Raw genomic sequence first — 26,895 nt, forward strand, 5'->3', positions numbered from 1 at the left:
GATTACTATACGGTTTATTGAGCTTAAAAAATAAGAGCAAAAAAGAAGAGTAATATTTAACCATGTAAATAATATTGATCTGTTAGTTTGAACACTGAAAATTAAATAGATAGCTATTAAAATAAAAAAAAATAACTTTTAAAAACAAAAGAAATTATTTTAAAACACTACTATCTAGAAAATTATCGTTGATAAATTAGTTTCTATTTATTAAAAAATATGTTCAGGGGAAGGGGAACACTAACGTAGTATAAAATTATATAATTTTAACATGTTATTATAATTTAAATCCACTTTTTATTTGTTTCTCATACCTATATTTGGAAAAAATCAACGATTAACAAATATTACGAATGAAAAAAATAATATATGCAGGGCTTTTCTTTGCGTTTGCTTGTAACAGTGCACAACAAAATGGCAGCACTACTTCAAAAGATACAACCGAAGAAAAATCTGATCGAGTTTCTTATGCCAATACCATAACGGAAGGTGAGTTAAAAGAACATCTATATACCTATGCTTCAGATGAGTTTGAAGGAAGAAACACGGGAGATAAAGGACAAAAGAAAGCTGTAGAATATTTAAAAAACGAGTATCTAAAATTAGGAATTCCTGCTGCAAAAGGTGGCGATGATTATTTCCAAAATGTCCCTTTAGAAATTAGTGGAACTCCAGAAGGAACAATTTCTTACGGAGGTGAAGATTTTGAGCTAGGAAATGGAATTATTACTTTTTCTTCTGTTGCAAATAAATCTTATGAATTGGTATATGCTGGTTTTGGTATTGATACTGACAAATATTCGGATTATAAAAATATTGATGTAAAAGGTAAATATGTCCTTATAAAAATTGGAGAGCCAGTAACCGATTATGGTTCTTACATTCTTACAGGAACTAAAGACCCTAGTGTTTGGTCTAATTGGAGAGAGACACTTTCTAAAAGAATAAAAATTGCGAAAGAAAAAGGTGCTGAAGGTGTTATTTATTATGATGATGCATACTACAATCGCTCTTTAAGAAGATACAATCATTATCTAGAATCTGCTGACGGTGGAAGTATGAGTCTTAAAAGTGACGATGATAAACTAGCTACTTTCTTTGTTGACAAAAAAGCCGCTAAAAAATTATATGCTGATATCGATTCTAAAAATGACGCTAAAGTTTTAGATTCAAAAATATCTTTAAATATTGAAAATAAAACTGTAGATAAAAATTCTGAAAATGTAGTAGCTATTATAGAAGGAAAAAGTAAACCTGAAGAATATCTTGTTATTTCTGCTCATTTAGATCATGTAGGTGTAGATGCAGATGGAAATGTTTTTAATGGTGCTGATGATGATGGAAGTGGTACAGTTGCTATTTTAGAAATTGCTGAAGCCTTTAAAAAAGCCGCTGACGAAGGAAATGGTCCAGAAAGATCAATCGTGTTTTTACATGTAACAGGAGAAGAGAAAGGACTTCTTGGTTCTGAGTATTACTCTGAACACCCTATCTTTCCGTTAGAAAAAACTGTTGCCGATTTAAATATAGACATGATTGGTAGAATTGATCCAAAAAGAGATGGAGACAGAAACTACATCTACTTAATTGGTTCTGATAAATTAAGTACGGAGTTACATGAAATTTCTGAAGAAGTGAATAAAAAGTACGCTAATATCGAATTAGATTATACTTATAATGATGACAATGATCCAAATCGTTTTTACTATAGAAGTGATCATTACAACTTTGCAAAGCATAATGTTCCTATTATATTTTACTTCAACGGGACACATGCAGATTACCATAAAATATCTGATACTCCAGACAAAATAAATTACGATTTACTAACAAACAGAGCTAAGCTTGTATTCCAAACAGCATGGGAGGTTGCAAATAGACCTGAAAGAATTAAAGTAGACAAAGCGATGCCTACTAAATAATAATAGATAAACACATAAAAAAATCCCGTTGATTTGATAACCAACGGGATTTTTTATGCTCTAAACTTAAATTATATTTTAAATTCCCAACGTAGGTAAATGTTTTACCTTATGGTACGTTAATGCAGCTTTTATACAGCACTTTAATTCTTCTTCTGGTATCTTATCTTCCAATTTAAAAATAATTGCTCTATTGCCTTCAAATGTAAGCGTGTTTCCAAAAAGTAACCTAAAAGTAGATACTAAACTACTACTACATTGGAAGTACATAGCATATTGGTCTGGAGATTTAGATTTCCAATCCATCCTAAGTGTGCTTCCTATCTTGGTAACATAACTAGGCTCTCCCCATTTTAAAGTCTCCTCTAACTTATCTATTGCTTCAACGCTATTTGCTGTATCCAATACTAGCTCACGAAGCGCTAGCATCTTATTTTTAACGGAAGCGGGATATTTATTAAAAACATTTTTAACTGCTGGATCAACGATAACTTCTAAATTCTCCATTTATTTATATTGAAAGAAACTATAAAAAACTATTCTCTTAAACTGAAGATTTAAATATACGGAAGCTTTTAAAATAAAGGCACAAAAAAAGGCCTCCTTTTAAGGAAGCCTTTTTGCTTTTGGGTGGAAGACCGGGTTCGAACCGGCGACCCTCGGTACCACAAACCGATGCTCTAACCAGCTGAGCTACAACCACCGTTTATTTCGGATGCAAATGTAAATCATTTTATCCCTTTTGCAAAGAAAAAATTATCTTTTTTACAACAAATTCCCTAACTCATTCACTCCCAGTAATCTTTCTGCTGTAAAACCTTCTGCATGCTCTACCCCTATTAACCTTCCTAAGTCTCTAGCACGATAATCTACACTATCAAAAAAGTTTTTACTGGTAATTGGTGTTTCTGGCTCTTTACTATTAGGATCAAAAAACTGAGAACTATATGCTTTAATGGCTTCTATTTTAATATCAATAAATCCATCTACATTCACTACAAAATCAGGGGTTATATTTTTCCATTGTATATAATGGTAAACAACTTTAGGTCTCCACGCTTGTTGAGTCTTTCCATCGATTGCTGTTTCTATCCTTTTTAAACCGCTTAAAAAGCATGCATCACTTACTAACTTGCTTCCTTTACCATGATCAATATGTCTATCGTCTACCGCATTACACAACACCATTTCTGGCTTGTACTTTCTAATCATTTTAATAACTTCCAACTGATGGGCTTTATCATTTACAAAAAAACCATCTGCAAAACATAAATTCTCACGAACTTCAATCCCAAGAATTTTAGCGGCATTAGCAGCCTCTTTATCTCTAATTTCCGCTGTACCTCTAGTTCCTAGTTCTCCCCTAGTTAAATCTACAACTCCTACGGTTTTCCCTAGTTTTATTTCTTTTGCAATTGTGGCCCCACATCCTAATTCTACATCATCAGGGTGAGCGCCAAATGCGAGTATATCTAATTTCATCTGTAATTCTTTTTCAATAAATTATAATTCAAAAATACATCAATCAATTCAAAGTGTAAGTTTTTATGGCTTAATTTAGTAACGGGTATAATAGAAAAGAGAAACCGCTTAAAGATGAAATGTGATTTTTCATCTTTAAGCGGTTCTTTATATTGATTTTAATAATTCTTTTTACAACACGAACTTAACAAGCTTTGTCTTTCTCTTAAAAGGCTTAAGTTTCTTCTTCATTGACTTCTTGTAAGACTTAAAATTATCTTCTCCAAGAATATCAATTCCTTTCTTTTTGGTATCACTTTTAATATTCTTCAATTCAGAAATCTTACTTTCCTTATCCTTATCACTATTTAGAACACTAAAGACTTTATCTACCATTCCAGAATTTAAATCTTTAAGTTCACTTGATTGGTCTGATGATAAGTTCAGCCCAATATCATCGAAACTATTCATAGTATTTAAAAAATCGGCTTTAGGGAAATCTGACTGAGCCTCGCTAGTGTTTACAAATAAAATACTGGCGACAAAAGCTAAAATAAGTGCTAAATTTTTCATTTTAAAAGTTTTATGTCCAACATTAATGTCAAATAAATATACAACATTATAGAATTATTTTCACCATAAGAGTAAAAATAATCATCAGATAAAACTTACAAATAATATAAATTATTTAAAGACCTTTTTATATCTCCAATAACTTACGCCACCTAAAACAAATACAAAGAATACTGCATAATAAACAAACATTGGCGTAATAACTTTATCTCCACTTGCATATGAATGTAATCCTGAAAGGTAAAAGTTAACACCAAAATATGTCATCATGATACTCGCAAATGCCAAAATACTAGCAAAGTTGTAAGCCCAACGACCACGTAAACCTGGTACAAGCCTCATATGAATTACAAAAGCATAAACCATAATACTTATAAGCGCCCATGTTTCTTTTGGATCCCAGCCCCAATATCTACCCCAACTCTCGTTAGCCCATTGTCCTCCTAGAAAGTTTCCAATAGTTAACATAACAAGACCTACAGTAAGCGCCAGTTCATTAATAATAGTAAGCTCTTGAATACTGAGCTCCATTTTAGATTTATTCTTCTTTGTAGTAAAAGTTATTAATAATAACGTTACAACACCTAAGATCATTCCTAATGTAAACGGTCCGTAGCTTCCTACAATTACTGCTACGTGAATCATTAACCAATAACTATCTAAAACAGGTTGTAGATTTGCTATGGCAGGATCTATCCAATTCATGTGTGCTCCAAACAGTATAATTGCTGTTACAAAAGCTGTTGATGCAAGTGTAAGGTTACTTTTTCTTGCGAATAACAACCCTAATCCCATTGTACTCCAAGCCACATACAACACACTCTCATAAGCATCACTCCACGGCGCATGTCCACTAATATACCATCTTGCTGCTAATCCTAAAGTTTGTAGAGCAAACATGATAAAGATAGCTACTTTACATACGTTAATAATAATTCTGAGTGCTTTAGAATCTCTAAAAATCTGAATAATAATAGCGGTGAACATCACTAAACCTATAACCATATACCAGATTAAAAGCTCTTCGAAAATATTTAACTTATTATAAATAATCTCCGTTTGTATTTTTGTTTCTGAAGGCAATACCTCAGAACCATAGTTTTTTTGATTCTGTTTGAAAGCTTCTATAATTTTATCTGCTTGGGTATAATCTCCTGTGCTTTTAGCTTGTTGTAAAGCCATCACATAGAAAGATAAAGACTTGTTTATAAAATTAGCATAAAGTGAATCGTTAACTTTATAAGATTCATTTTTAAATGCTGTTGCAGAAATCCATTTATTATTCTCATTATCTGGCAACGGATAGATTCTAAGAATCTCCCCTCCTAGCGCTTGATTAACCAATCCTAGCTTTAAATCAAACTCTCTAAAACCTTTTTGAAATTGATTAGGTGTATTTGTAGCATATGCATCTTGAAGGTATGGAGACAATTTATATTCTACTCCATCGAAAAAGTCGACCGCTTTTACATACTCTTGATCTTTAGGAACGTCAATAACAGTTCTAATACTATCATTCTTACTAGTTATATATAGTAAGTCTACATTATACCATAATGCAGGATTCTGTATCATAGATACCAATACTTGATTAGCATCTAAATCTTCAAACGTATCAGACTTTCTTAGTTTTCTAAGCAACTCAGAAGCAAATGTATTCACAGGCTTCATCCTTCCTTTACTATCTTGAATAATTAACTCTCCAAACTTAGCTGCATGTTCTTTTGGAACTATGGTAGTTTGTAAAATAGAATCTATTTGGTGTTTCGTTGGCGGAGTAACATGTATGTGTTCTTCTTCTTTTACTTGTTGATCTTCTGGGTGGTCTATCGTTCCATGCATTGGAATGTTTTGAGCAAACCCACTAAAAACTGTAAAAAGGATTACAATAGCAGATAAAGTAGCTTTCTTTGCCTTTACTTTTTCTAACATCTCTCCTAATTTTATAAATCGCGTTTTTCCGAAGAACATAATTCCCATAAGTCCCGTGTATAATAAGAAATACCCTAAATAGGTAATCCAAGTTCCCCAATAATCATGATTTACAGAAAGTATTGTTCCCTTTTCATCTGGATCAAATCCTGACTGAAAGAAGCGATACCCGCCATGATCCAACACATGATTCATATAAATATCATAATCAAAAGTACGCTCGTCATTTACGGTAACTTTACTCATAAATGAAGAATACCCCTTCTCTGTACCTGGGTATTTTTCAGCAATAAAATCATTTAAAGTAATACTAAAAGGAAGGTCTTTTTTAATAGAACCAAAAGAAAGATGAAAGTCAAAATCACCAACGGTAACTGTCTTAGGGTTTGTAAGATGTCCTGATCCTCCTAAAACTTTAACTTGTTTCGTTTCTCCACCAGTAGTAATATCTAATATAATTGCGTCTTGCTGATTTTCATTTTTCTCTTTCGTTTCTACAACACCATATTCACCCTTTATCATTTGATCAGGAAAAACAAATTGCATTCCCGCTGTATTATAAAGAGAACGATACATTAATTCTTGCACGCTGTCTTGAACTACAGTTCCTTGAAACTGATCTGCCATTCTCATAAAAGTACCTTCAAAAGGTGATTTTATAGTACTCGCAGAATCGTTAACCGTAATATTTACAGCTCCTGGAGTTTCTTTATTTAAGGCGAATAATATATTATGAATATTGGCTACCTCTCCATCTTTCAAATAATGATCATGTCTGTTACCTCCACCTGCTTCTACGATCTTAAGATAGTTATCACCATTCTCGGTTTCAATAAGTCCTTCTTCTGCTCCTTCAATAAAACCTGCATAAGAAATTTTAAAAGGTTCCCCTTTAAAATCTGATTTCCATGGAAGCGAAGATTTTATAGCCTCACTAGTTACCATTATTTCATCTTGAAGAGGTTTTCTTAGTGGCTCGCCATCTACATCTCCATCTACAAAAACACTAAGGTATTTTTGTTGCGTAAGAATATAATCCACTGTAGAACCCTCTCTAATAGGCATTGCTCCTTCGTAACCAATGTAACGGGTAACAAAAGCTCCCATTATGATCACTATAAAAGATAAGTGTAGTAAAAGTACTGCCCACTGTTCTTTCTGAAATAAACGATAACGCTTAATGTTACCAAGGAAATTTATAACAAAAAATAACATGATGAGTTCAAACCACCAAGTGTTATAAATCCAAATTTTAGAAGTTTCTGTACTGTACCAGTTTTCAATAAAAGTTCCTAGCGCCATTGATACTGCAAATGCAACAAAAAGGATAGCCATTAAACGAGTAGAAAATATAATTTTTTTAAGAGAATCTAACATCAGTATTATAGAGTTTTACCAATTGAATTTCAGTTCGCAAAAATAAGTCCTTTTTGTGATTTAAAACGTTAATTTAGAAGAATTATTAAGAACTTATAATCTACACTTAGTAATATTATAGCTTTATTTCTTTACAAAGACGATAACCGTCTATACAAATAAGCTTAAGAGACCTATTACCACTCATAGACTGCATAATAAACGTTTTGATAGTATGTTTAATACAGCTCACATTTCTTACATATAAATCTATCTTTAGAAAACGACATAGTGCTAATAATCGGCATTAAAAACTTCAAAATATTGGTGATAACTTTTATAATGACTAACTTTTTCTCCTTTTTAATCTCCAAAATGGTCACCATTACGTAATTTAGCAACATGTTAAAAATTGTGCTCCTAGGAGGAGGAAATATAGCGCATCATTTGTTTAGAGTTTTTAATGAAAATAACTCTATAAACGTAGTACAATGCTACAATCGATCGCTTTCTGCTATCAAAGTTTTCGAGGATAAAACACGTGTAACTAATAAGCTAGCAGACATTATTGAAGCAGATATTTATGTGATCGCTGTAAGTGACAATGCTATTGCTGATATTTCTAACGAGCTTCCTTTCTCAAACAAACTGGTTGTACATACTTCTGGCAATGTTTCTATGCTAGATTTAAATGAAAAGAATAAACGAGGTGTTTTTTATCCGTTGCAGTCTTTTTCTATTGATAAAGAGGTGAATTTTGAAGAAATCCCTATTTGTATTGAAGCTGAAAATGATACAGACCTAAAAGTACTACAAACATTAGCAGCATCTATTTCTAATAAAGTTTATAAAATTGATTCTAAACAACGAAAAGCTATTCATCTTTCCGCTGTATTTGTAAATAATTTTGTGAATCATATGTACCAAATAGGAAATGAAATCTGTAAGCAGAATGATATCCCTTTTGATATTCTACAGCCTCTTATTGAAGAAACTTCAGAAAAAATAAAAACACTTACTCCTGAAGAATCTCAAACAGGACCCGCAAAAAGAAACGATACAAAAACCATAAATTCGCATCTCGAATTACTAGAAAAAGATTCGCATAAAGAAATATACAAACTACTAACAACATCTATAATTAATAGCTATGGAAGAAAAGAGTTATAAAGAATATCTAGAACACATTACTACTTTTGTTTTTGATGTAGACGGCGTTTTAACAGACGGAATTATATCAATCACTTCAGACGGGCAATTACTAAGAACCATGAATGTAAAAGATGGTTATGCTATGAAAACTGCCTTAGATAAGGGTTATAATATTTGTATTATTTCTGGTGGAAGTAACGAAGGTGTTCGCTCAAGATTACGAGGATTAGGGATTACTGATATTCATTTAGGTGTGAGCAATAAAATAGATACACTTGATGAATATTTTGATGTCTATAATATTAAATCTGAAAATGTTCTTTATATGGGAGATGACATTCCAGATTATCATGTTATGAAAATGGTAGGAATGCCTTGTTGCCCAAATGATGCAGTTGCTGAAATTAAAGAGATTTCAAAATATATTTCTCATAAACAAGGTGGAAAAGGATGCGTTCGTGATGTGATTGAACAAGTCTTGAAAGTACAGGGTAAATGGAAAGATAGTTTTGATGCAAAAACCGACTAAAAAATTGTAATCGATAGGTTTCTATTTTGTAAAGCTTCAAACATTCTACTTTATGCACTTTAATTAAATAATTAAAAATGATTTTAAACGACAGACTTAAAGATTATAACATTATCCTGGCTTCTGGCTCTCCTAGAAGGCAACAATTTATAAAAGACCTAGGTATTGAATTTGAGATCCGCTTAAAAGAAGTTGAAGAAGTATACCCTAAGCGATTATATAAATACGAAATTTCTGATTATCTAGCTCAGCTAAAATCGTTACCACATAAGGAGACACTCAAAGAGAATGATATTCTAATAACTTCGGATACTATTGTTTGGCACAACGAAGAAGCCCTTGGAAAGCCAAGAAGTAAAGAGGAAGCCATGGCTATGTTGAGATCGCTTTCTGGAAATATGCATGAAGTAATTACCTCTGTCTGTTTTACTACTAAAAAAATAGAAAAAACTATCAATCATATTACTAAAGTATATTTTAAAGAGCTTACAGAGGATGAAATTGAGTATTATGTAACCAATTACAAACCTTATGACAAAGCTGGTGGTTACGGAATTCAAGAATGGATTGGTCAAATAGGAATTATTAAAATTGAAGGTTCTTATGCAAATGTTGTTGGCTTGCCTGTTTATGAAGTTTATAAAGCTTTAAACTCCCTAGTAATAGAATAGTTTTTTGTAATTTTAAATTAAAGTAGGTTCAGATGAAAACAACAAAGTACTTATCTTTATTTTTAATTATAATTCTTGCTATCTCTGCCATTTATTGGGGATTTACAAGTACAGATACTAAAAAAGTTTCTCGAGAATTAACTGACGATTTTCGAAAATATTGGTTTTCTGGAGAGGCAGAAATCACCTCTTACGAATTATCTCAAGCACGCTACGGAGAAGTTAGAGACGGAAAATCTGTGCTTATTTTTGTGTCGGAGCCCTTTTTAAAAAATAAGCAAGTAAAAGCTGATAATCCCTCTGACGATGATGTTACCGTTTTAAAGCTTAACAGTACTAAAAATTATATAACAGGCATTTATCCGTACTCAATAATGACGAGTACTTTTTTTCCTATTAGCTATCAAGATCATGCCATTAAAGTAACCAATACCGTTACAGAATGGTGCGGACAAGCCTATACACAAATTAACAGTAGAGATAGATTTGAAGTTACTTCTCATTCTTATTTTGAAAATGAAGCTGACCAAAACTATAAAATAGAAGAAGGTCTTTTGGAAGATGAAATTTGGACACAAATAAGGATCAATCCTCAAGATTTACCAATAGGAAATATAGATCTTATCCCTTCATTAGAATACACCCGACTAAAACATATTCCTGTTAAGAAGTTCAAAGCAGAAGCTTCTCTCGACAAAAAGGGCGCTTTATCTTCTTATAAAATCCATTATCCTAATTTAGAGAGAACACTTGTTATCAACTTCAAAACAAAATTCCCACACACTATTGATAATTGGCAAGAAACTTACAAAAGTGGCTTTGGAAAAGATGCTAAAAAACTGACATCCACAGCTAAAAAAATCAGAACAATTAAATCTGCTTATTGGTCAAAAAAATCTATAACTGATGTATCTTTGCGGGACTCATTAGGTTTATAATTTTATGACAGAATACTTAGTAATATACAAAGACGAAATAATAAGAACACTTGTCGTTATTCTTATTCTATTTTTAGTTCGATTCTTACTTTTTAAAGCCATAAAAAAAGTAGGAAAAATTGGTGATATAGACAGAAATAGAACCTTACTTATCTTAAAGTATTTTAATACATTTATATTCATTGTTGGTGCCATTGTAATTAGTTTTATTTGGGGCTTAGACTTTAAAGATTTGGGTCTATTTTTCTCTTCTGCTTTTGCGGTAATTGGTGTTGCTTTTTTTGCTTCATGGTCTATATTAAGTAATGTTACAGCCGGAATTATTTTATTCTTCTCATTCCCTTTTAAAATTGGAGATCGTATTAGAATTCAAGATAAAGACTTCCCTTCAGAAGCTATTATTGAGGATATAAAAGCATTCCATTTACATTTACGCACAGATGACGGAGAACTTATTACCTACCCCAATAGTTTAATGCTACAAAAGGGAATTGTTGTAATTAACAAACCAGATCGTGAAGATGATGGTGCCAGTACGCTATAATAATTTGCTTATTAACTTTCAACAACAGTTTAAAAATTTATAACTGCTAGTTCTGTTCTTCCTATTATAACAAATGATTATATTTGGTTTTTTCAATAATCATAACATTTATAATGAAAAGAACTACACTTCTAAGCTTATTTCTATTAACAAGTTTTTGCTTCACGCAAGCACAAAAAAATAACAATTCCAAATTATCTATCAAGCAGATTATGCAAGGGGACAATTTTGTTGGTCATTTACCTTCAAATGCCCATTGGTCTGCTGACGGAAAAAACATTCTCTTTAATTGGAATCCAGAAAATGCATTCAGCGATTCGCTATATACATATAATACAGCTTCAGAAACAACAAAAAAAGTAGGTTTTGAGGCTTCTTATAATCTTCCTTCTCCATACGGGATTTATAGCAACGATAAATCAAAAAAAATATACAGTAAGAATGGTGATGTTTATATGATGACAATCGCCTCTGGAGAAATCATTCAAATTACCAATACTCAAGATTACGAAGGGAATGTTCATTTTACTAACAATGAACAGCAAATAGCATATGTCAGTAATAAAAATATTTATACTTGGGATATAAAAACTGGAGTGACAAAACAAATTACCGATTTCAATAACGGAAAAGAGAAAGACGGGAATAAAAGAGATGAAAAAGATGAATGGCTATACCAAGACCAATTAGCTCTTTTCGATGTTTTAAGTGAACGCAAAGCTAAAAAAGATAGACAGGATTATTTTGATAAAAAGGAAGCTCTAAAAGCTCCTCTTCCAATTTACTCTGAAGGTAAATCTATTCAAAACCAACATATAAGTCCAGATGGGAAGTATGTAAGCTATTTATTGGTAGAAAGGGAAGACAATAAAGGGACTATTACCCCACATTACGTTACAGAATCTGGCTATACTGAAGATCAACACACACGATCTAAAGTAGGAAATGAGCCCGATACATATGAGCTTTTTATATATGATATTGAAAACAGAAAAACATATCCTGTTGCATTAGACAATCTTGAAGGATTGGATTATATTCCTGAATACACTAAAGATTATCCTGATAAAACATATAAAAATGATAATAGAATAGGATATATAAGTGGCCCTATTTGGAATAAAGACGGGAGTAAAGCTGTTTTAGATATCAATACGAACGACTATAAAGACCGATGGATTGTTTTATTAAACACGGAAGATGGTACCGTAACTAATTTGGATCATCAGCATGATATCGCTTGGATTGCAGGACCTGGAATTGGCGGTTATCGAGGTGGTGAATTAGGATGGATGCCAGATGATAAAAGTATATGGTTTCAATCGGAAAAAACTGGATATTCACATCTTTACACTTTAAATACAACTAATAAAAAATCAAAAGCAGTAACTTCTGGGGATTTTGAAATTTATAACCCTAAAATTGCTAACGATAAGAAGCATTGGTATTTTACAGCAAACAAAACGCATCCTGGAGATCGTCAATTTTATAGAATGTCTTTAAATGGCGGAAAAATGGAGCAATTAACTTTCAAGACAGGAAGAAATGATGTCACGCTTTCTTCTGATGAAAAGCAAATGGCTATCCTCTACTCTTACGCCAATCAACCTAGGGAATTATATATAAAAGAAAATCCAATTTATAATAAAAATGCCGTTGCAAAACAAGTAACACATTCTACAACCAAAGATTTTGAAGCGTACGACTGGAGATCTCCAGAATTCATAACTTTTAAAGCAAATGATGGTGCTAACGTACACGCAAGAATCTACAAACCAGCTACAGAAGTAAAAAATAAAGGTGCAATAATCTTTGTTCACGGTGCTGGGTATTTACAGAATGCACATAAATGGTGGAGTTCTTACTTTCGTGAATATATGTTTCATAATATTTTAGTTGATAACGGATACACTGTTTTGGATATTGATTACCGTGGAAGCGCAGGATATGGTAGAGATTGGCGTACAGGCATCTACAGACATATGGGAGGAAAAGATTTAAGCGATCAGGTAGACGGTGCGGCTTATTTGGTAAATGAACATGGAATTGATAAAGATAAAATTGGAATTTATGGAGGTTCTTATGGTGGATTTATTACACTAATGGGAATGTTTAATGAAGCAGATACTTTTACGGCTGGTGCTGCAATAAGATCTGTAGGAGATTGGGCAGCTTACAATCATGGCTATACAGCTCGTATTTTAAATACTCCAACAACAGATAGCCTTGCATACAGAAAAAGCTCTCCTATATATTTTGCTGATGGTTTGGAAGGAGATTTACTTATTTTACACGGAATGGTAGATGATAATGTGCATTTCCAAGATATGGTACGCCTTTCTCAAAAACTTATCGAGCTAGGAAAAACCAATTGGGAAATGGCTGTTTATCCAGTAGAAAGGCATGGTTTTGTAGAGCCTAGTAGTTGGACAGATGAATATACTAGAATTTTCAACCTGTTTAATGAAAGTCTTTTAGGAAAGAAAAACTAAATTATTTCTGTCCTGAATAAAAAAAGGATTCGATTTCTCAGCTATTAGAGAGATCGGATCCTTTTTTATTGATACTAAAATTACTTAGCTGAATCTTGATTTGAAAAAATCAGAAAGCTTCTTTACTAATAGATTTTAAAATCTGCAATACGCACTGTATTACGTTGTTTTGATACTTTATTAATTTCAACTTTAATAGCTTTTGTTTCTACTGCGTTTTTAAAAGTCACCTTTCTTTCTATCGGATTGTTATCTATATTCCCAAACGAACCATTTGCAAGAGCCTTCCACTCTCCACTTTCATCGAGACCATAAATTACATACTCCTCTATTCTACCTCCAACTGATGGATCTTTAGAAGGAGGGACGTATCCAAAACCACTAACCGTTGTGCTTTGAGGAAAATTAATAACAAAAAAGGTATTCTCTTTTTTACTTTCAGGTAGTTCCGCAACAGTATCAGGGTTATCATCTAAACAATAATCCATATTTTTCCCTTTAGAAATATCCCATTCATCAGGTAAAATACTAAAGGCCTTTCTCGTCTCTTGAATAAAGTTATCTTTTTCAGAATTTACAGCTATTGCTCTTACTACTCCGCCATTTCGGAATTCGAACGGCGACTCATAAAGTACTCCACTCTCTTGGGGACTACTTCCATCTACGGTGTAAAGTACTTTCGTTGAAGCTCCATCTATTGAAACTCTCCCTTTTTTATCTCTATCCACAGAAACCAACGGAGACAATGGTGGAGCTACGTATAATCGTACAGTTGATAAACTAGGACTATTTCTGCTATCTGTTATTCTAATTCGTAAGCTATCTGTTTGGGTATTTGGAACTTTTAAGAAACGACGAATCCCAATAGTAGTTCCATTACCAATAGTCTCCCATTTATCATTTATATAAGCGTCAATCTCAAATTTTTCTACACGTTGTCCAAAATCTACAATATTCTCCTGTAGTTCTACAACATTAAAATTTTGACTACCATAAAGTTTTAATATAATTGTTCCTGTATTTTTACCTTCTGGTGCAACCCAGGATGTTCTTATATCATCATCAAAAAGATAATTTCCAGCATATCCTCCTTCTCTAGTTTCTGTTGCAGACGCCACTGCTCCATTAGCATAGTTATGCTTTTTCATCTCTTTAATATATTCTCCAAACTTCTTAAGCAAAAGAGCATCTTCATCTGGAATCAGACCTCTATTATCTGGAGATAAATTAACTAAAAGATTACTATTCTGACCAACAGTTTCAAAATAGGAATTAATCATATAATCCAACCCTCTATTGTGTTGGCCTGGTTTCCAAAACCACTGTACCCTAACAGGCAACCCTCCCCTTGCAGGATACCATGCCAATTGCTCATAATTTTTAATTTCTTCTACACTTCCTAAAGTTGGTTTTGTTAATGGTACGCCACTGTCGTATCCCGAAAAATCGGCTTCCATACTCTCTATTCCTTGAACGCTCCATTCGGTAAAGCGTCCTTTTCCTGCCTCATTACCAACCCATCTAATATCTGGGGCAGCACCAGATATTAATGCTTGCGGTTGTATATCTCGAATAAGCTTATAAACTCTAGGCCAATCAATTTTCATTTTTACTCCACTTGTCTTTTCATCGAGTCCAGCACCATCAAACCATACCAAGTCTATATTTCCATAATTGGTTAATAATTCTGTTAATTCATTAACCATAAGATCATTATAAGAGTCTTCACCATAAGGTGCTTGCTTATCCCAAGGTGAATAATAAATACTTGTTTTAATTCCCTGTTTTCTACAAGCGTCCATAAATTCTTTTACTACATCTCCTTTTCCGTCTTTCCATGGAGTTTTCGCTATGGTACGTTCTCTAAATTTACTTGGCCATAAAGTAAAACCATCATGGTGTTTACAAACCAAAATAACAGAGGTGATTCCAGCACTTTTAAAAGTACTTACCCATTGGTCTGTATCGAGTTCTTTAGGATTAAATATATTTAAATCCTCTTTTCCTGAACCCCATTGCATTCCTGTAAACGTATTTAAGTTGAAATGTACAAAACCTAACATTTCATAATTTTGCCATCTCAATTGACGAGCAGAAGGTCTCACCATAGAAGACAATTTAGATGCTTCTGCTTCCGATACATTCTTTGGAACAGCAACAGAGACTCCATCGTAATATGAATTCTTTATTAGGTTTATAGTCTCATTTTCAACTGTAGATTGTGATAATCCTCCAAAAAAAGACAGGAAGATTAATAATGTAGAAATAGATTTAAACATGTATAGTAATTGGTTGATTTATATTTGGAGCAATTTATAAAATTAAAGTGACAATCACTTTTATAAAGTCTGTAATACTAAACTCATTTATATAAACTATTTAACGACGATGCTAAAAACTATAAATCTTAAAATAGTAATTTCCTACCGTAATAAATGGTTATTCTCTAACGAAAACAGTAATTTTATACCCTAAACCTGAACAGATGTCAGTAGCAAAAAAAGAATACAAAAGAATTACAGTAAAGTCGTTAGTTGAAATGAAGCAAAACGGCGAGAAAATTTCTATGCTAACGGCCTACGATTATTCGATGGCAAAAATTGTAGACGGCGCTGGTATCGATGTGATTTTAGTTGGAGATTCTGCTAGTAATGTTATGGCTGGCCACGAAACTACACTTCCTATCACATTGGATCAAATGATATATCATGCATCTTCTGTTATTAGAGCTGTAAATAGAGCTTTGGTTGTTGTAGATCTCCCTTTTGGAAGTTACCAATCGGATCCTAAAGAAGCATTACGTTCTGCTATTAGAATAATGAAAGAAAGTGGTGCTCATGCTGTAAAGCTAGAAGGTGGTAAAGAAATTAAAGAATCTACAAAGCGAATTTTAAATGCTGGAATCCCTATCATGGGCCATTTAGGACTCACTCCACAATCAATATATAAATTTGGAACATATACCGTTCGAGCAAAAGAGGAAGAAGAAGCCAAAAAACTAAAAGAAGATGCTAAAATGCTTGAGAAAGCTGGTTGCTTCGCTATTGTTTTAGAGAAAATCCCAGCAAAGCTTGCAAAAGAAGTGGCAGCATCTGTTTCTATTCCTATTATTGGAATTGGAGCTGGTAATGGTGTTGATGGACAAGTATTAGTATTGCATGATCTTTTAGGGATGACACACGAATTCCATCCACGTTTTTTAAGACGTTATTTAAATCTATATGATGATATGACAAATGCTATATCTCAATATGTTGACGACGTGAAAAGTAAGGATTTCCCTAACGACGAAGAACAATATTAAACTTGAAGTGATAGGCCGTTATATTTAAAAATAACTTCACAATCATCTCAACAAACCTAATCTTCATCATTTAAAAGCTAATACGAAGCGAATGAGTAAGCATTCAACCAAAGAAAATCTCCAAGTTCTTTACGAAGACAACCATGTTATTATTATTAATAAGCGTGCAGGAGACATTGTTCAAGGTGATAAAACTGGCGACAAACCACTTTCTGAAGTTGTAAAAGAATATATAAAAGATAAATACAATAAACCTGGAAACGTGTATTTAGGTGTGGTACACCGCTTGGATAGACCGACCAGTGGTATTGTTTTATTTTCAAAAACGTCCAAGGCATTACCAAGACTAAATAAGCTTTTTAAGGAGAAAGATGCTAAAAAAACATATTGGGCGATTGTAAAAAATAAACCTGAAAAAGAATCTGATAAGCTGATACATTGGATGAAACGAAATCCAAAGCAGAATAAGTCTTACGCTCATAAAAATGAGGTTCCCGACAGCAAGAAAGCAATTTTAGATTATACCATCATAAAAAGCCTTAACAATTATTATTTATTGGAAATTAACCTAGAAACGGGACGTCATCATCAGATAAGATCTCAACTTTCTTCTATTGGCTGCCCTATAAAAGGCGATTTAAAATACAATTTCGACCGAAGTAATAAAGATGGGAGTATAAGTTTACACGCTAGTAAATTAGAGTTTGAACACCCTGTTAAAAAAGAACTTATAAGTGTTACCGCTCCCCTACCCAAAGATCCATTATGGGATGCATGCACATAGATTTTTTTACTATCTTTAAGAAAATATCTTATCATGATTAGAAAAATTCTATTTGCTGGACTCGTTTTTTTATTAACTTCTTGCGGAAGTTCTGTAGAAAGTTTTTATGATGCTCATAAAAATGACACGAACGTAACTGCGGTACAAGTGCCTAAATTTATGTATTCTCTAATTGGGAATCTTTCTCCTGAAGTAGATGCTCTTATAAATAATGTATCTGATATTAGATATATGAATATCCCTGGAAATACTGCACTAAGAAATCAGCAGATAAACTCAGAAATTGACAAAATTACTAAGAGTGGTTATTCTGATATTTTTAGAAAAAATACTAGCGACACTCAAAGCCTTTTAACCGTAAAAGAAAAAGGAAATACCATTAAAGAAATTATTCTCCACAACAATAAAGGTGCTAATAATTCTTTACTTTATCTGAAAGGAAACTTTGATGCCGATAAAATTAAAAAAATGGCAGAAAATGATGACTTTTCAAATTTCAATAACCTCCTCGATCAAAAATATTAAATTATTCAACTATTACTCAGCGTAAAAAAGCTGAGAAAATAAGCTAAACTCAATATAACTAGAGAGTTAAAGAAATTTTAGCTTTAACTTTTTTTGCTCCCTATACAAACTAGCTAAACTACTATAAATAAAACAGCTATCCCTTCTAATTTTAGAACAACACTTTATATCAATTTATCTTTCTTTATAAAAAGTTAAACATTTGGTATTGTAATATAATTTTAATCTTTTTGATACGTTTTATCCATATCGGGTATAACAATATAAAAACGCAATGCTATAAACAAAATAGTATTTGCTTGAACTTATTTAAAATAAAAATGAAGCACATGAAATTAATTAAAACAATATTTAGTGTATTATGTCTTGTAAGTCTATTTTATGCTTGCGGATCTTCTGATGACGATTTCTCATCAGGATCTGGTGTAGATGACTGCCTCGGTTTGGGAGAAGAGCAATTATCTCTAACCATACAAGAAACATTTACCACATTACCAGGAAAAGTTTCTGTTTTCTTTAAGGTGAATACTAAAGATGGAGAGCCTGTTTCTAATTTAGAATCTAGCAATTTTAATATTTTTGAAAAAGGAAGAAATGACAATTGCTACAAACCAATTTCACCATCTGAGTCTAATGGAAGAATTTCTCCCGATACTCAGATATTCAATACAAATACATTACTTGTTTTAGACTTAAGTAATAGTGTATTAAGTTCAAGTTTAGAAGAATTAAAAGCAGCTTCTGTTAGTTTTATAGATGAAGTAATGCCTGCAGATGCAGACGAGCAATACAAAATGGCAATTTACTGGTTTGACGGAGAAGATGTTTTACACGAGTTAAATCCTCTTACTTCTAGCAGAGCAGAACTTACAGCAGCTATTGAAGGAATTACTGATGATATTAGCAACGACCCTTCTACAGATTTATATGGTGCTGTAATTAAGTCTACAGAAATTGCAACAGGAATTCTAAATGAGAATCAAGAGAACGACATTCTTGCTGCTTCTTCAGTAGTTATATTTACTGATGGAACCGATCAAGCTGCACGTTACAAAGAAAGTGATGCTACTAATGCAGTTAAAAACGCAAACGAAAATATATCTTTCTTTACCATCGGTTTAGGTGATGAAATAGACAAAAATGTTTTAGAGGAAATAGGAAAAACAGGATATGCTTTTGCTAATGACAAAGATGATCTAGAAGATACCTTTGAAGAAATTTCAGATAATGTAGCTGGACAAGCAAGTAGTTATTACTTATTTGAATACTGTAGTCCTAAAAGAGATGGAAGTGGGGTTAATCTATTGGTTATCCAAGCAGTACAAGGAGAAAACCAAGGAGCTGTACAAACAGAGTTTAACGCTGAAGGATTTACTGGAGGTTGTGAATAAACATTCCTTAATCAATATTAAAAAAATAGGCTGCCCAAAAAGGCAGCCTATTTTTTTTTTGAGTCCTACACACTTATAAGTAAGAACTCATACATAAACTTTCACTGATAACTCTAAAACCATGTAATTAGTAATTACCTATAGCATCTTACCCATACAACTCACTAATAGTTTTAATAATAATACTTAAAGTGATTACATATTTCTCATTACAGAAAGCTCCGTATTTAATTATAAAATTTATCCTAATAACTCATACAACTAAAAGCAAAAAATGCATTAAAAGCTGTCCTAATTAGCTCAAATCAACACCAAGAACATTCTTATGCAACATAGAAATATAGAACAGACCAAGTAGCTGTTTTCGTTCAAACGTCACAGAAAATTATACGCCACCAATAAATAAGAATTACTAGCTATAAAGTCTATTCAAAAAAAAATCGCCTAAAAAATTAATTTTAGACGATTCTCTTATTATTTCTTGAAAAATTTTACTGCTCTAAAGCTGCAAGTTTTTCTTTCATTTCAGTAAATTTTGCCTGCTCACCAATTGTACCATAGATATTCATAAGTGTTCTTATTGCATCTACGTTATTAGGATTAACAGTTAATAGCTTCTCTAAATAAGGAACAGCAGATTTGTAAATAGCTTCACGCTCAGCTTTTAACTCATCATAACGTTTGTTATCAGCGGCACTGTTACCTAAACCATTCATTTCTTCTACCATTTCTCTCTCTCCAGAAAGAATTAATGAAGACATATTTAAATATACATTTTCATTTTCTGGATCTAATTCTAAAGCTTTCTCATAGTATTCTTTAGCCTTTTCTTTATTACCTTGCTCCGCAAGAATAACTCCTAAGTTGTAATAAAGTGTAGGATTTTTTGGATCTTTCTGAATAGCCTCTTCCATTAAAGATTGGAATTTAGCCTTATCTCCCATTTTGATATACATATTAGCTTCCGTAAGCAATAAGTTTATATCATCAGGATTAGCAGCACGTGCATCTTTAATAGCTGCAGCAGCTTTTTCAGTCTCACCCTTTTCATTATAAATTAAAGCGATGTTTTTAACGATCTCTGGCATTCTAGATTCTGTTTTCTCCTCAGTAGGATCAGAATACTCTCCAGTTTTAACCATTAAATCACGATTTTGCTCAGAACCTAGATTTTCAACTTCTCCAGTTTCTTTGTTAACCGCCATGTAAGCTGTACTTTCTCCTGTATAACCAAGCTCTTTAAGTTTCTCGTAATAACTTAAAGCAGTGTCATACTCACCACCATTTACAGCACTAGATGCAGCGAAGTATAAATAATCTTCATTATCTGTCATCTCATAAGCCATATGAAGCTTATTTGCAGCACCAGCAAAATTTTCATTCTTATTATCTTCAACAGCAGCATTTACAATGTCACCAGAAAGATTATTAAGAATCTCTTTAGCATCATCAGTATATTTAGTTTTGTATTCTTTTTCAAACGCTATCAATTCGTTTAAAGAAGCAACTGCTTTCTCATAATCTGCATCAGCTCCACCTTTCTTTGCAAGATCTGCATAGGTTTTACCAGTTAAAAAGTAATACTCCGCTTTATATTTATCATCTGCAGATTCAATTGTAGATGATAAACTTTGTAACGTAGTTTTTGCTTCAGCAGCACTTCCATTATCTAAGGCTTTTTCAGCATCTCTAAGTTCGCTTTTCTGCGCAACAGCAAAAGATGATGCTAATATTGCAGATGCTAATAGAACTTGTTTTTTCATTGTTTAAAAAATTTGTGTTAAATATTATTCTTTCTCATTATCAGATTCGGTATCGACATTAGGGGTATCGATATCGCTTTTGTTAGAATCAACATCTGTGCCATCCTCTACAACTTCGATGTCATCTATGTCTTCTATATCATCCTCTTCTTTCATAACTTTAGCTACAGCGGCAATAGAATCGTTCTTCAGATTGATTAGTTTTACCCCTTGCGTAGCACGCCCCATAACTCTTAAATCTTCAATTGCCATACGAATAGCAACTCCAGATTTTGTGATAATCATAAGATCATCCTCGTCGGATACGTTTTTAATAGCTACAATAGCTCCAGTTTTTTCTGTAATAGACATTGTTTTAACCCCTTTACCTCCTCTATTTGTAATTCGGTAAACTGGTTCTCCATCTTCAGGATCGTCTAAATAAGTACGTTTTCCATAACCATTTTCAGAAACAACAAGTATGTTTTCTTCTAGGTTATGTACAGATACCATTCCTACAACCTCATCATTATCATCTGCAAGAGTAATACCACGAACTCCAGAGGCATTTCTACCCATCGGACGTGTTTTACCTTCTTCAAAACGAATCGCTTTACCAGATCTAACAGCTAATAATATCTGACTGTTACCTGTTGTTAGTTTAGCTTCAAGCAATTCATCGCCTTCACGAACTGTAATTGCATTAATTCCGTTTTGTCTTGGACGAGAATACTGTTCTAAAGAAGTTTTCTTAACAACACCTTTTTTAGTTGCCATAATGACAAAATGGCTGTTTATATACTCTTCATCTTTTAAGTCTTGAGTACAAATAAAGGCTTTCACCTTATCATCTTGCTCAATATTTATTAAATTCTGAATAGCACGCCCTTTAGAAGTTTTACTTCCTTCAGGAATTTCGAAAACACGCATCCAGAAACATTTTCCTTTTTGCGTAAAGAATAACATATACTGGTGGTTTGTACCAACAAATAAATGCTCTAAGAAGTCTTCGTTTCGTGTAGAGCTTCCTTTTTGTCCTACTCCACCTCTATTCTGAGTTTTATATTCTGTTAAAGGCGTTCTTTTAATATAACCCGCATGAGAAATAGTAATTACCACTTGCTCATCTGGAATCATATCTTCCATACTAAGGTCTCCCCCAGCATATTCAATTACAGAACGTCTATCATCTCCATACTTTTCTTTAACCTCGAGAAGTTCTGTTTTAATGATTTCCATTCTACGCTCTTTATTAGCAAGAATATCTTTACATTCTTGAATAAACTTCATGATTTCATCGTACTCTGTACGTAGCTTATCCTGCTCAAGACCTGTAAGTTGTCTTAATCGCATTTCTACGATTGCTTTCGCTTGGATTTCACTAAGTTCAAAACGCTCAATCAAACGCGTACGCGCTTCATCTGCATTACCAGAACCACGGATAATTGCAATAACCTCATCAATATTATCAGAAGCAATAATTAATCCTTCTAATATATGAGCACGCTCTTCTGCTTTACGCAGTTCATATTCTGTTCTTCTAACTACTACCTCATGGCGATGCTCCACAAAATAATGGATCATTTCCTTTAAGTTAAGTAATTTTGGTCTTCCGTTAACCAATGCAATGTTATTAACACTGAAAGAAGATTGTAGCGCTGTATACTTATATAATGTATTAAGAACAATGTTAGGAATAGCGTCACGTTTAAGAATATAAACGATTCTCATTCCATTTCTATCCGACTCATCACGAATATTAGAAATCCCTTCAATTTTCTTATCATTAACAAGATCGGCAGTCTTTTTAATCATGTCTGCCTTGTTAACTTGATATGGAATTTCTGTAACTACGATAGATTCACGTCCGTTAACCTCTTCTGTAGTAGCTTTTGCACGAATAACAACACGCCCTCTACCAGTTTTAAAAGCCTCACGAACACCATCATAACCATATATAGTACCTCCTGTTGGAAAATCTGGAGCTTTTATATGTTCAATTAATTCATCTACCTCAATATCGTTATTCTCAATATAAGCTACAGTACCATCTACAACCTCAGAAAGGTTATGAGGAGGCATATTTGTAGCCATACCTACTGCAATTCCTGAAGCTCCATTAATCAATAAATTAGGAACTCTTGTAGGAAGTACTTTCGGCTCTTTTAATGTATCGTCAAAGTTTAACTGATGGTCTACAGTATCCTTATCAATATCAGCAAGCATGTCTTCAGATATCTTACGCATACGTGCCTCGGTATAACGCATCGCTGCAGGGCTATCGCCATCCACAGAACCAAAGTTACCTTGCCCATCTACCATCATATATCGCAGACTCCAATGCTGAGCCATACGCACCATTGCGTCATAAACAGAAGTATCTCCATGTGGGTGATACTTACCTAATACCTCTCCTACAATTCTTGCAGACTTCTTATAAGAACTGTTAGATCTAACTCCCAATTCATGCATTCCGAATAAAACGCGGCGGTGAACTGGTTTTAATCCGTCCCTAACATCTGGAAGAGCACGTGACACAATGACCGACATTGAATAATCAATGTAAGCCGATTTCATCTCGTCCTCAATATTAATAGGGATCAGCTTTTCTCCTTCTGCCATATTAAATATAAATTATGTTTTAATTATAAATCGAGCCAATATACACATTTTAAAGACGATTTCACCTTACTCTAAAAGGTTTTTTAATGTTTTTATCAACAAAAAAAGCCCCTTGAAAGGTTAATAAAATCAATGTTAATTTTTTTGTTTTTGATACTTTTTTTTGTCTATTAGCTGAAAGTAGCCTCAAAGAAGAAGAATTAAGGTACAGTTTTTGTCTACTTATAGTTGTTTTACTATTTTTAACTGAAGAAAGGAAAAAAGTATGGATGATAATTTTTCACCAAGAGTAAAAGATGTAATTGCTTACAGTAAAGAAGAAGCCTTAAGATTAGGGCACGATTTTATTGGAACGGAACATCTTATGCTCGGACTTTTGCGTGATGGAAACGGAAAAGCTATAGACATATTAACAGCATTAAGTATAGACCTTGAACATTTAAGAAGAAAAGTAGAGATATTAAGTCCGTCGAACCCTGCTAGTGGTATAAATGCAAACGATAAACGCAATTTACACCTTACCAGACAAGCCGAACGCGCTTTAAAAACTACTTTTTTAGAAGCTAAGTTGTTTCAAAGTTCTTCTATAAACACAGCTCATTTGTTGCTTTGTATATTAAGGAATGAGAACGACCCAACAACAAAACTTCTTAACAAGCTTAAGATTGATTACGATAATGTTAAAGAACAATTTAAGCTTATGATAACTAGCGATGACGATTATATAGACGCACCTTCAGCTGAATCTTTTTCAGATGAAACTGGCGCTGGAGAAGAGCCTCGAGACAATCCTTTTGGAACTACAGGAGGCGCTCCTAAGTCTAATAAAAAATCTAAAACTCCTGTTTTAGATAACTTCGGACGTGATCTTACACAGATGGCTGAAGAAGATAAATTGGATCCTGTAGTAGGAAGAGAGAAAGAAATTGAAAGAGTTTCTCAAATCCTAAGTCGTAGAAAGAAAAACAATCCGCTATTAATTGGAGAGCCTGGAGTTGGTAAAAGTGCCATCGCAGAAGGACTTGCATTGCGTATTGTTAAAAAGAAAGTTTCAAGAATTCTTTATAATAAAAGAGTCGTTACACTAGACCTTGCCTCTCTTGTTGCCGGTACAAAATACCGAGGACAGTTTGAAGAGCGTATGAAAGCTGTAATGAACGAACTTGAAAAGAATGATGATATTATTCTTTTCATTGATGAAATTCACACTATTGTTGGCGCTGGTGGAGCTACTGGAAGTTTAGATGCTTCTAATATGTTCAAACCTGCATTAGCACGTGGAGAGATTCAATGTATAGGAGCCACTACTTTAGATGAATACAGACAGTATATCGAAAAAGATGGCGCCCTAGAAAGAAGATTTCAAAAAGTAATTGTTGAGCCTACAAGTGTTGAAGAAACTATTGAGATTCTTAACAACATTAAAGATAAGTATGAGGAGCACCATAATGTAACTTATACTGATGAAGCAATTAAAGCTTGTGTTAAGCTTACCAACAGATATTTAACAGATCGTTTCCTTCCAGACAAAGCTATTGATGCCTTGGATGAAGCTGGATCGAGAGTTCATATCACAAATATGGAGGTTCCTAAGCAAATTCTAACGCTAGAAAAGCAATTAGAAGAAGTTAAAGAACTGAAGAATTCTGTTGTTAAAAAGCAAAAATACGAAGAGGCTGCTAAACTTAGAGACGATGAAAAACGTATCGAAAAAGATTTAGCTATCGCTCAAGAAAACTGGGAAGAGGAAAGTAAATTACATCGTGAGATTGTTACAGATGAAAGTGTTGCAGATGTAGTTTCCATGATGAGTGGCGTTCCTGTAACAAGAATTGCACAAGCAGAAAGCTCTAAATTAGCAAAACTCCCTGAACTTATTAAAGGGAAGGTAATTGGACAAGATAACGCTGTTGCCAAAGTGGTAAAAGCAATCCAAAGAAATAGAGCCGGATTGAAAGATCCAGATAAACCAATTGGTTCTTTTATATTCTTAGGGCAAACTGGTGTTGGTAAAACGCAATTAGCAAAAGTTCTTGCTAACATGATGTTCGACTCTGAAGATGCGCTTATTCGTATCGACATGAGTGAATACATGGAGAAATTTGCTATCTCTAGATTGATTGGAGCACCTCCAGGATATGTAGGATACGAAGAAGGTGGTCAACTTACCGAAAAAGTAAGAAGAAAACCATATTCTGTAATTCTTTTAGATGAGGTAGAAAAAGCACATCCAGATGTATTTAATATGCTTTTACAGGTATTAGATGATGGATATATTACCGATAGCTTAGGAAGAAAAATTGATTTTAGAAATACTATCATCATCATGACTTCCAATATTGGAGCTCGCCAATTAAAAGACTTCGGTCAAGGAGTTGGTTTTGGAACATCGGCCAAAAAAGCGCAAGCAGATGAACACTCAAAAAGTGTAATCGAAAATGCGTTGAAGAAAGCATTTGCTCCAGAGTTCTTAAACAGAATTGATGATGTTGTTGTGTTCAACTCTTTAGAGAGAGAAGACATTCACAAAATTATCGATATCGAATTAGAGAAGTTATATAAACGTATTGAAAGCCTAGGCTTCAATTTAAAATTAGCCGAAAAAGCAAAAGATTATATTGCTGATAAAGGTTTTGATAAACAATACGGAGCTAGACCTCTAAAAAGAGCTATTCAGAAATATATTGAAGACGCTTTAGCTGAAGAGATTATCACTTCAAAACTATCTGAAGGGGATAGTATTTTTATGGATCTAGACAAAGAAAAAGATGAACTTACTATAACTATCAGTAAAGCTGAAAAGTCAACTGAATCATAAGTTTATATTAATTTTACAATAATTAAAACGTGCGGTATAACTATCGCACGTTTTTTTATTTAATTTTACTGGCTCTAAAATTCTTCTTAACTTAGAAGAATTGGGAACTCTCTTTTTGCTTTTGCTTAAGTTTGTTCTG

At 33.1% G+C, this 26,895-nt stretch carries 19 protein-coding genes and 1 tRNA gene; 12 read left to right on the top strand and 8 right to left on the bottom strand.

What is annotated here, in order from left to right; translation table 11 throughout:
* The first annotated feature begins 353 nt into the window (after positions 1-353).
* Positions 354-1,922, top strand: a complete 1,569-nt coding sequence (locus JM658_RS12950; RefSeq protein ID WP_236959697.1) for a M28 family peptidase — start codon at positions 354-356, stop codon at positions 1,920-1,922.
* A 78-nt stretch (positions 1,923-2,000) separates the two neighbouring features.
* On the opposite strand, the gene JM658_RS12955 is transcribed toward JM658_RS12950, so the two are convergent.
* The 5 genes from JM658_RS12955 to ccsA form a co-directional block, all read right to left on the bottom strand.
* Positions 2,001-2,429 carry a DUF1801 domain-containing protein gene (locus JM658_RS12955; RefSeq protein ID WP_236959698.1) on the bottom strand — a complete coding sequence of 143 codons (429 nt, stop codon included), beginning with the start codon at positions 2,427-2,429 and terminating at the stop codon, positions 2,001-2,003.
* Positions 2,430-2,550: 121 nt separating this feature from the next.
* Positions 2,551-2,626 (bottom strand) — tRNA-His (locus tag JM658_RS12960).
* 61 nt (positions 2,627-2,687) lie between these two features.
* Positions 2,688-3,404 carry a bacillithiol biosynthesis deacetylase BshB1 gene (gene bshB1, locus JM658_RS12965; RefSeq protein ID WP_236959699.1) on the bottom strand — a complete coding sequence of 239 codons (717 nt, stop codon included), beginning with the start codon at positions 3,402-3,404 and terminating at the stop codon, positions 2,688-2,690.
* Between the two features lie 171 nt (positions 3,405-3,575).
* On the bottom strand, positions 3,576-3,956 hold the full coding sequence (locus JM658_RS12970) for a hypothetical protein (protein WP_236959700.1): 381 nt from the start codon (positions 3,954-3,956) through the stop codon (positions 3,576-3,578).
* Between the two features lie 111 nt (positions 3,957-4,067).
* Positions 4,068-7,265, bottom strand: coding sequence for a cytochrome c biogenesis protein CcsA (ccsA, locus tag JM658_RS12975; RefSeq protein ID WP_236959701.1), 3,198 nt, complete (start codon positions 7,263-7,265; stop codon positions 4,068-4,070).
* A gap of 381 nt (positions 7,266-7,646) precedes the next feature.
* Between ccsA and JM658_RS12980 the strand changes: the two genes are divergently transcribed.
* The 6 genes from JM658_RS12980 to JM658_RS13005 all read left to right on the top strand — a co-directional run bounded on the left by JM658_RS12980 (position 7,647) and on the right by JM658_RS13005 (position 13,570).
* Positions 7,647-8,414: a Rossmann-like and DUF2520 domain-containing protein gene (locus JM658_RS12980; RefSeq protein WP_236959702.1), complete on the top strand. Its 768-nt coding sequence runs from the start codon at positions 7,647-7,649 to the stop codon at positions 8,412-8,414.
* Positions 8,395-8,925 carry a KdsC family phosphatase gene (locus JM658_RS12985; RefSeq protein ID WP_236959703.1) on the top strand — a complete coding sequence of 177 codons (531 nt, stop codon included), beginning with the start codon at positions 8,395-8,397 and terminating at the stop codon, positions 8,923-8,925. Before JM658_RS12980 ends, JM658_RS12985 begins: the two co-directional genes overlap by 20 nt.
* 77 nt (positions 8,926-9,002) lie before the next feature.
* On the top strand, positions 9,003-9,596 hold the full coding sequence (locus tag JM658_RS12990; RefSeq protein WP_236959704.1) for a Maf family nucleotide pyrophosphatase: 594 nt from the start codon (positions 9,003-9,005) through the stop codon (positions 9,594-9,596).
* A gap of 32 nt (positions 9,597-9,628) precedes the next feature.
* Positions 9,629-10,534 (top strand): septum formation inhibitor Maf, encoded by a 906-nt coding sequence (locus tag JM658_RS12995; RefSeq protein WP_236959705.1) that lies wholly within the window; start codon positions 9,629-9,631, stop codon positions 10,532-10,534.
* 4 nt (positions 10,535-10,538) lie between these two features.
* Entirely contained in the window at positions 10,539-11,078 is a 540-nt protein-coding gene (locus tag JM658_RS13000) for a mechanosensitive ion channel domain-containing protein (protein WP_236959706.1), read from the top strand.
* A 113-nt stretch (positions 11,079-11,191) separates the two neighbouring features.
* The gene (locus JM658_RS13005; protein WP_236959707.1) at positions 11,192-13,570 is read left to right on the top strand and encodes a S9 family peptidase; all 2,379 of its coding nucleotides are present in this window, start codon (positions 11,192-11,194) and stop codon (positions 13,568-13,570) included.
* Positions 13,571-13,695: 125 nt separating this feature from the next.
* On the opposite strand, the gene JM658_RS13010 is transcribed toward JM658_RS13005, so the two are convergent.
* Positions 13,696-15,849, bottom strand: a complete 2,154-nt coding sequence (locus JM658_RS13010; RefSeq protein WP_236959708.1) for an alpha-L-fucosidase — start codon at positions 15,847-15,849, stop codon at positions 13,696-13,698.
* Between the two features lie 206 nt (positions 15,850-16,055).
* Here JM658_RS13010 and panB point away from each other — a divergent pair, with 206 nt between their 5' ends.
* The 4 genes from panB to JM658_RS13030 all read left to right on the top strand — a co-directional run bounded on the left by panB (position 16,056) and on the right by JM658_RS13030 (position 19,574).
* Complete coding sequence (gene panB / locus JM658_RS13015; RefSeq protein ID WP_236959709.1) at positions 16,056-16,874, top strand: 3-methyl-2-oxobutanoate hydroxymethyltransferase; 819 nt, start codon at positions 16,056-16,058, stop codon at positions 16,872-16,874.
* Between the two features lie 91 nt (positions 16,875-16,965).
* Complete coding sequence (locus JM658_RS13020; RefSeq protein ID WP_236959710.1) at positions 16,966-17,658, top strand: RluA family pseudouridine synthase; 693 nt, start codon at positions 16,966-16,968, stop codon at positions 17,656-17,658.
* Between the two features lie 33 nt (positions 17,659-17,691).
* On the top strand, positions 17,692-18,183 hold the full coding sequence (locus tag JM658_RS13025; RefSeq protein WP_236959711.1) for a DUF4252 domain-containing protein: 492 nt from the start codon (positions 17,692-17,694) through the stop codon (positions 18,181-18,183).
* Positions 18,184-18,512: 329 nt separating this feature from the next.
* Positions 18,513-19,574 carry a VWA domain-containing protein gene (locus JM658_RS13030; protein ID WP_236959712.1) on the top strand — a complete coding sequence of 354 codons (1,062 nt, stop codon included), beginning with the start codon at positions 18,513-18,515 and terminating at the stop codon, positions 19,572-19,574.
* 491 nt (positions 19,575-20,065) lie between these two features.
* On the opposite strand, the gene JM658_RS13035 is transcribed toward JM658_RS13030, so the two are convergent.
* The gene (locus JM658_RS13035; protein WP_236959713.1) at positions 20,066-21,337 is read right to left on the bottom strand and encodes a tetratricopeptide repeat protein; all 1,272 of its coding nucleotides are present in this window, start codon (positions 21,335-21,337) and stop codon (positions 20,066-20,068) included.
* A gap of 24 nt (positions 21,338-21,361) precedes the next feature.
* Complete coding sequence (gene gyrA / locus JM658_RS13040; RefSeq protein WP_236959714.1) at positions 21,362-23,938, bottom strand: DNA gyrase subunit A; 2,577 nt, start codon at positions 23,936-23,938, stop codon at positions 21,362-21,364.
* 265 nt (positions 23,939-24,203) lie between these two features.
* On the opposite strand from gyrA, the gene JM658_RS13045 reads away from it, so the two are divergent.
* Positions 24,204-26,756, top strand: a complete 2,553-nt coding sequence (locus tag JM658_RS13045) for an ATP-dependent Clp protease ATP-binding subunit (RefSeq protein ID WP_236959715.1) — start codon at positions 24,204-24,206, stop codon at positions 26,754-26,756.
* The last annotated feature ends 139 nt before the right edge of the window (positions 26,757-26,895 follow it).

The organism is Joostella atrarenae (genome assembly GCF_021764745.1).
GTDB classification, from domain to species: domain Bacteria; phylum Bacteroidota; class Bacteroidia; order Flavobacteriales; family Flavobacteriaceae; genus Galbibacter; species Galbibacter atrarenae.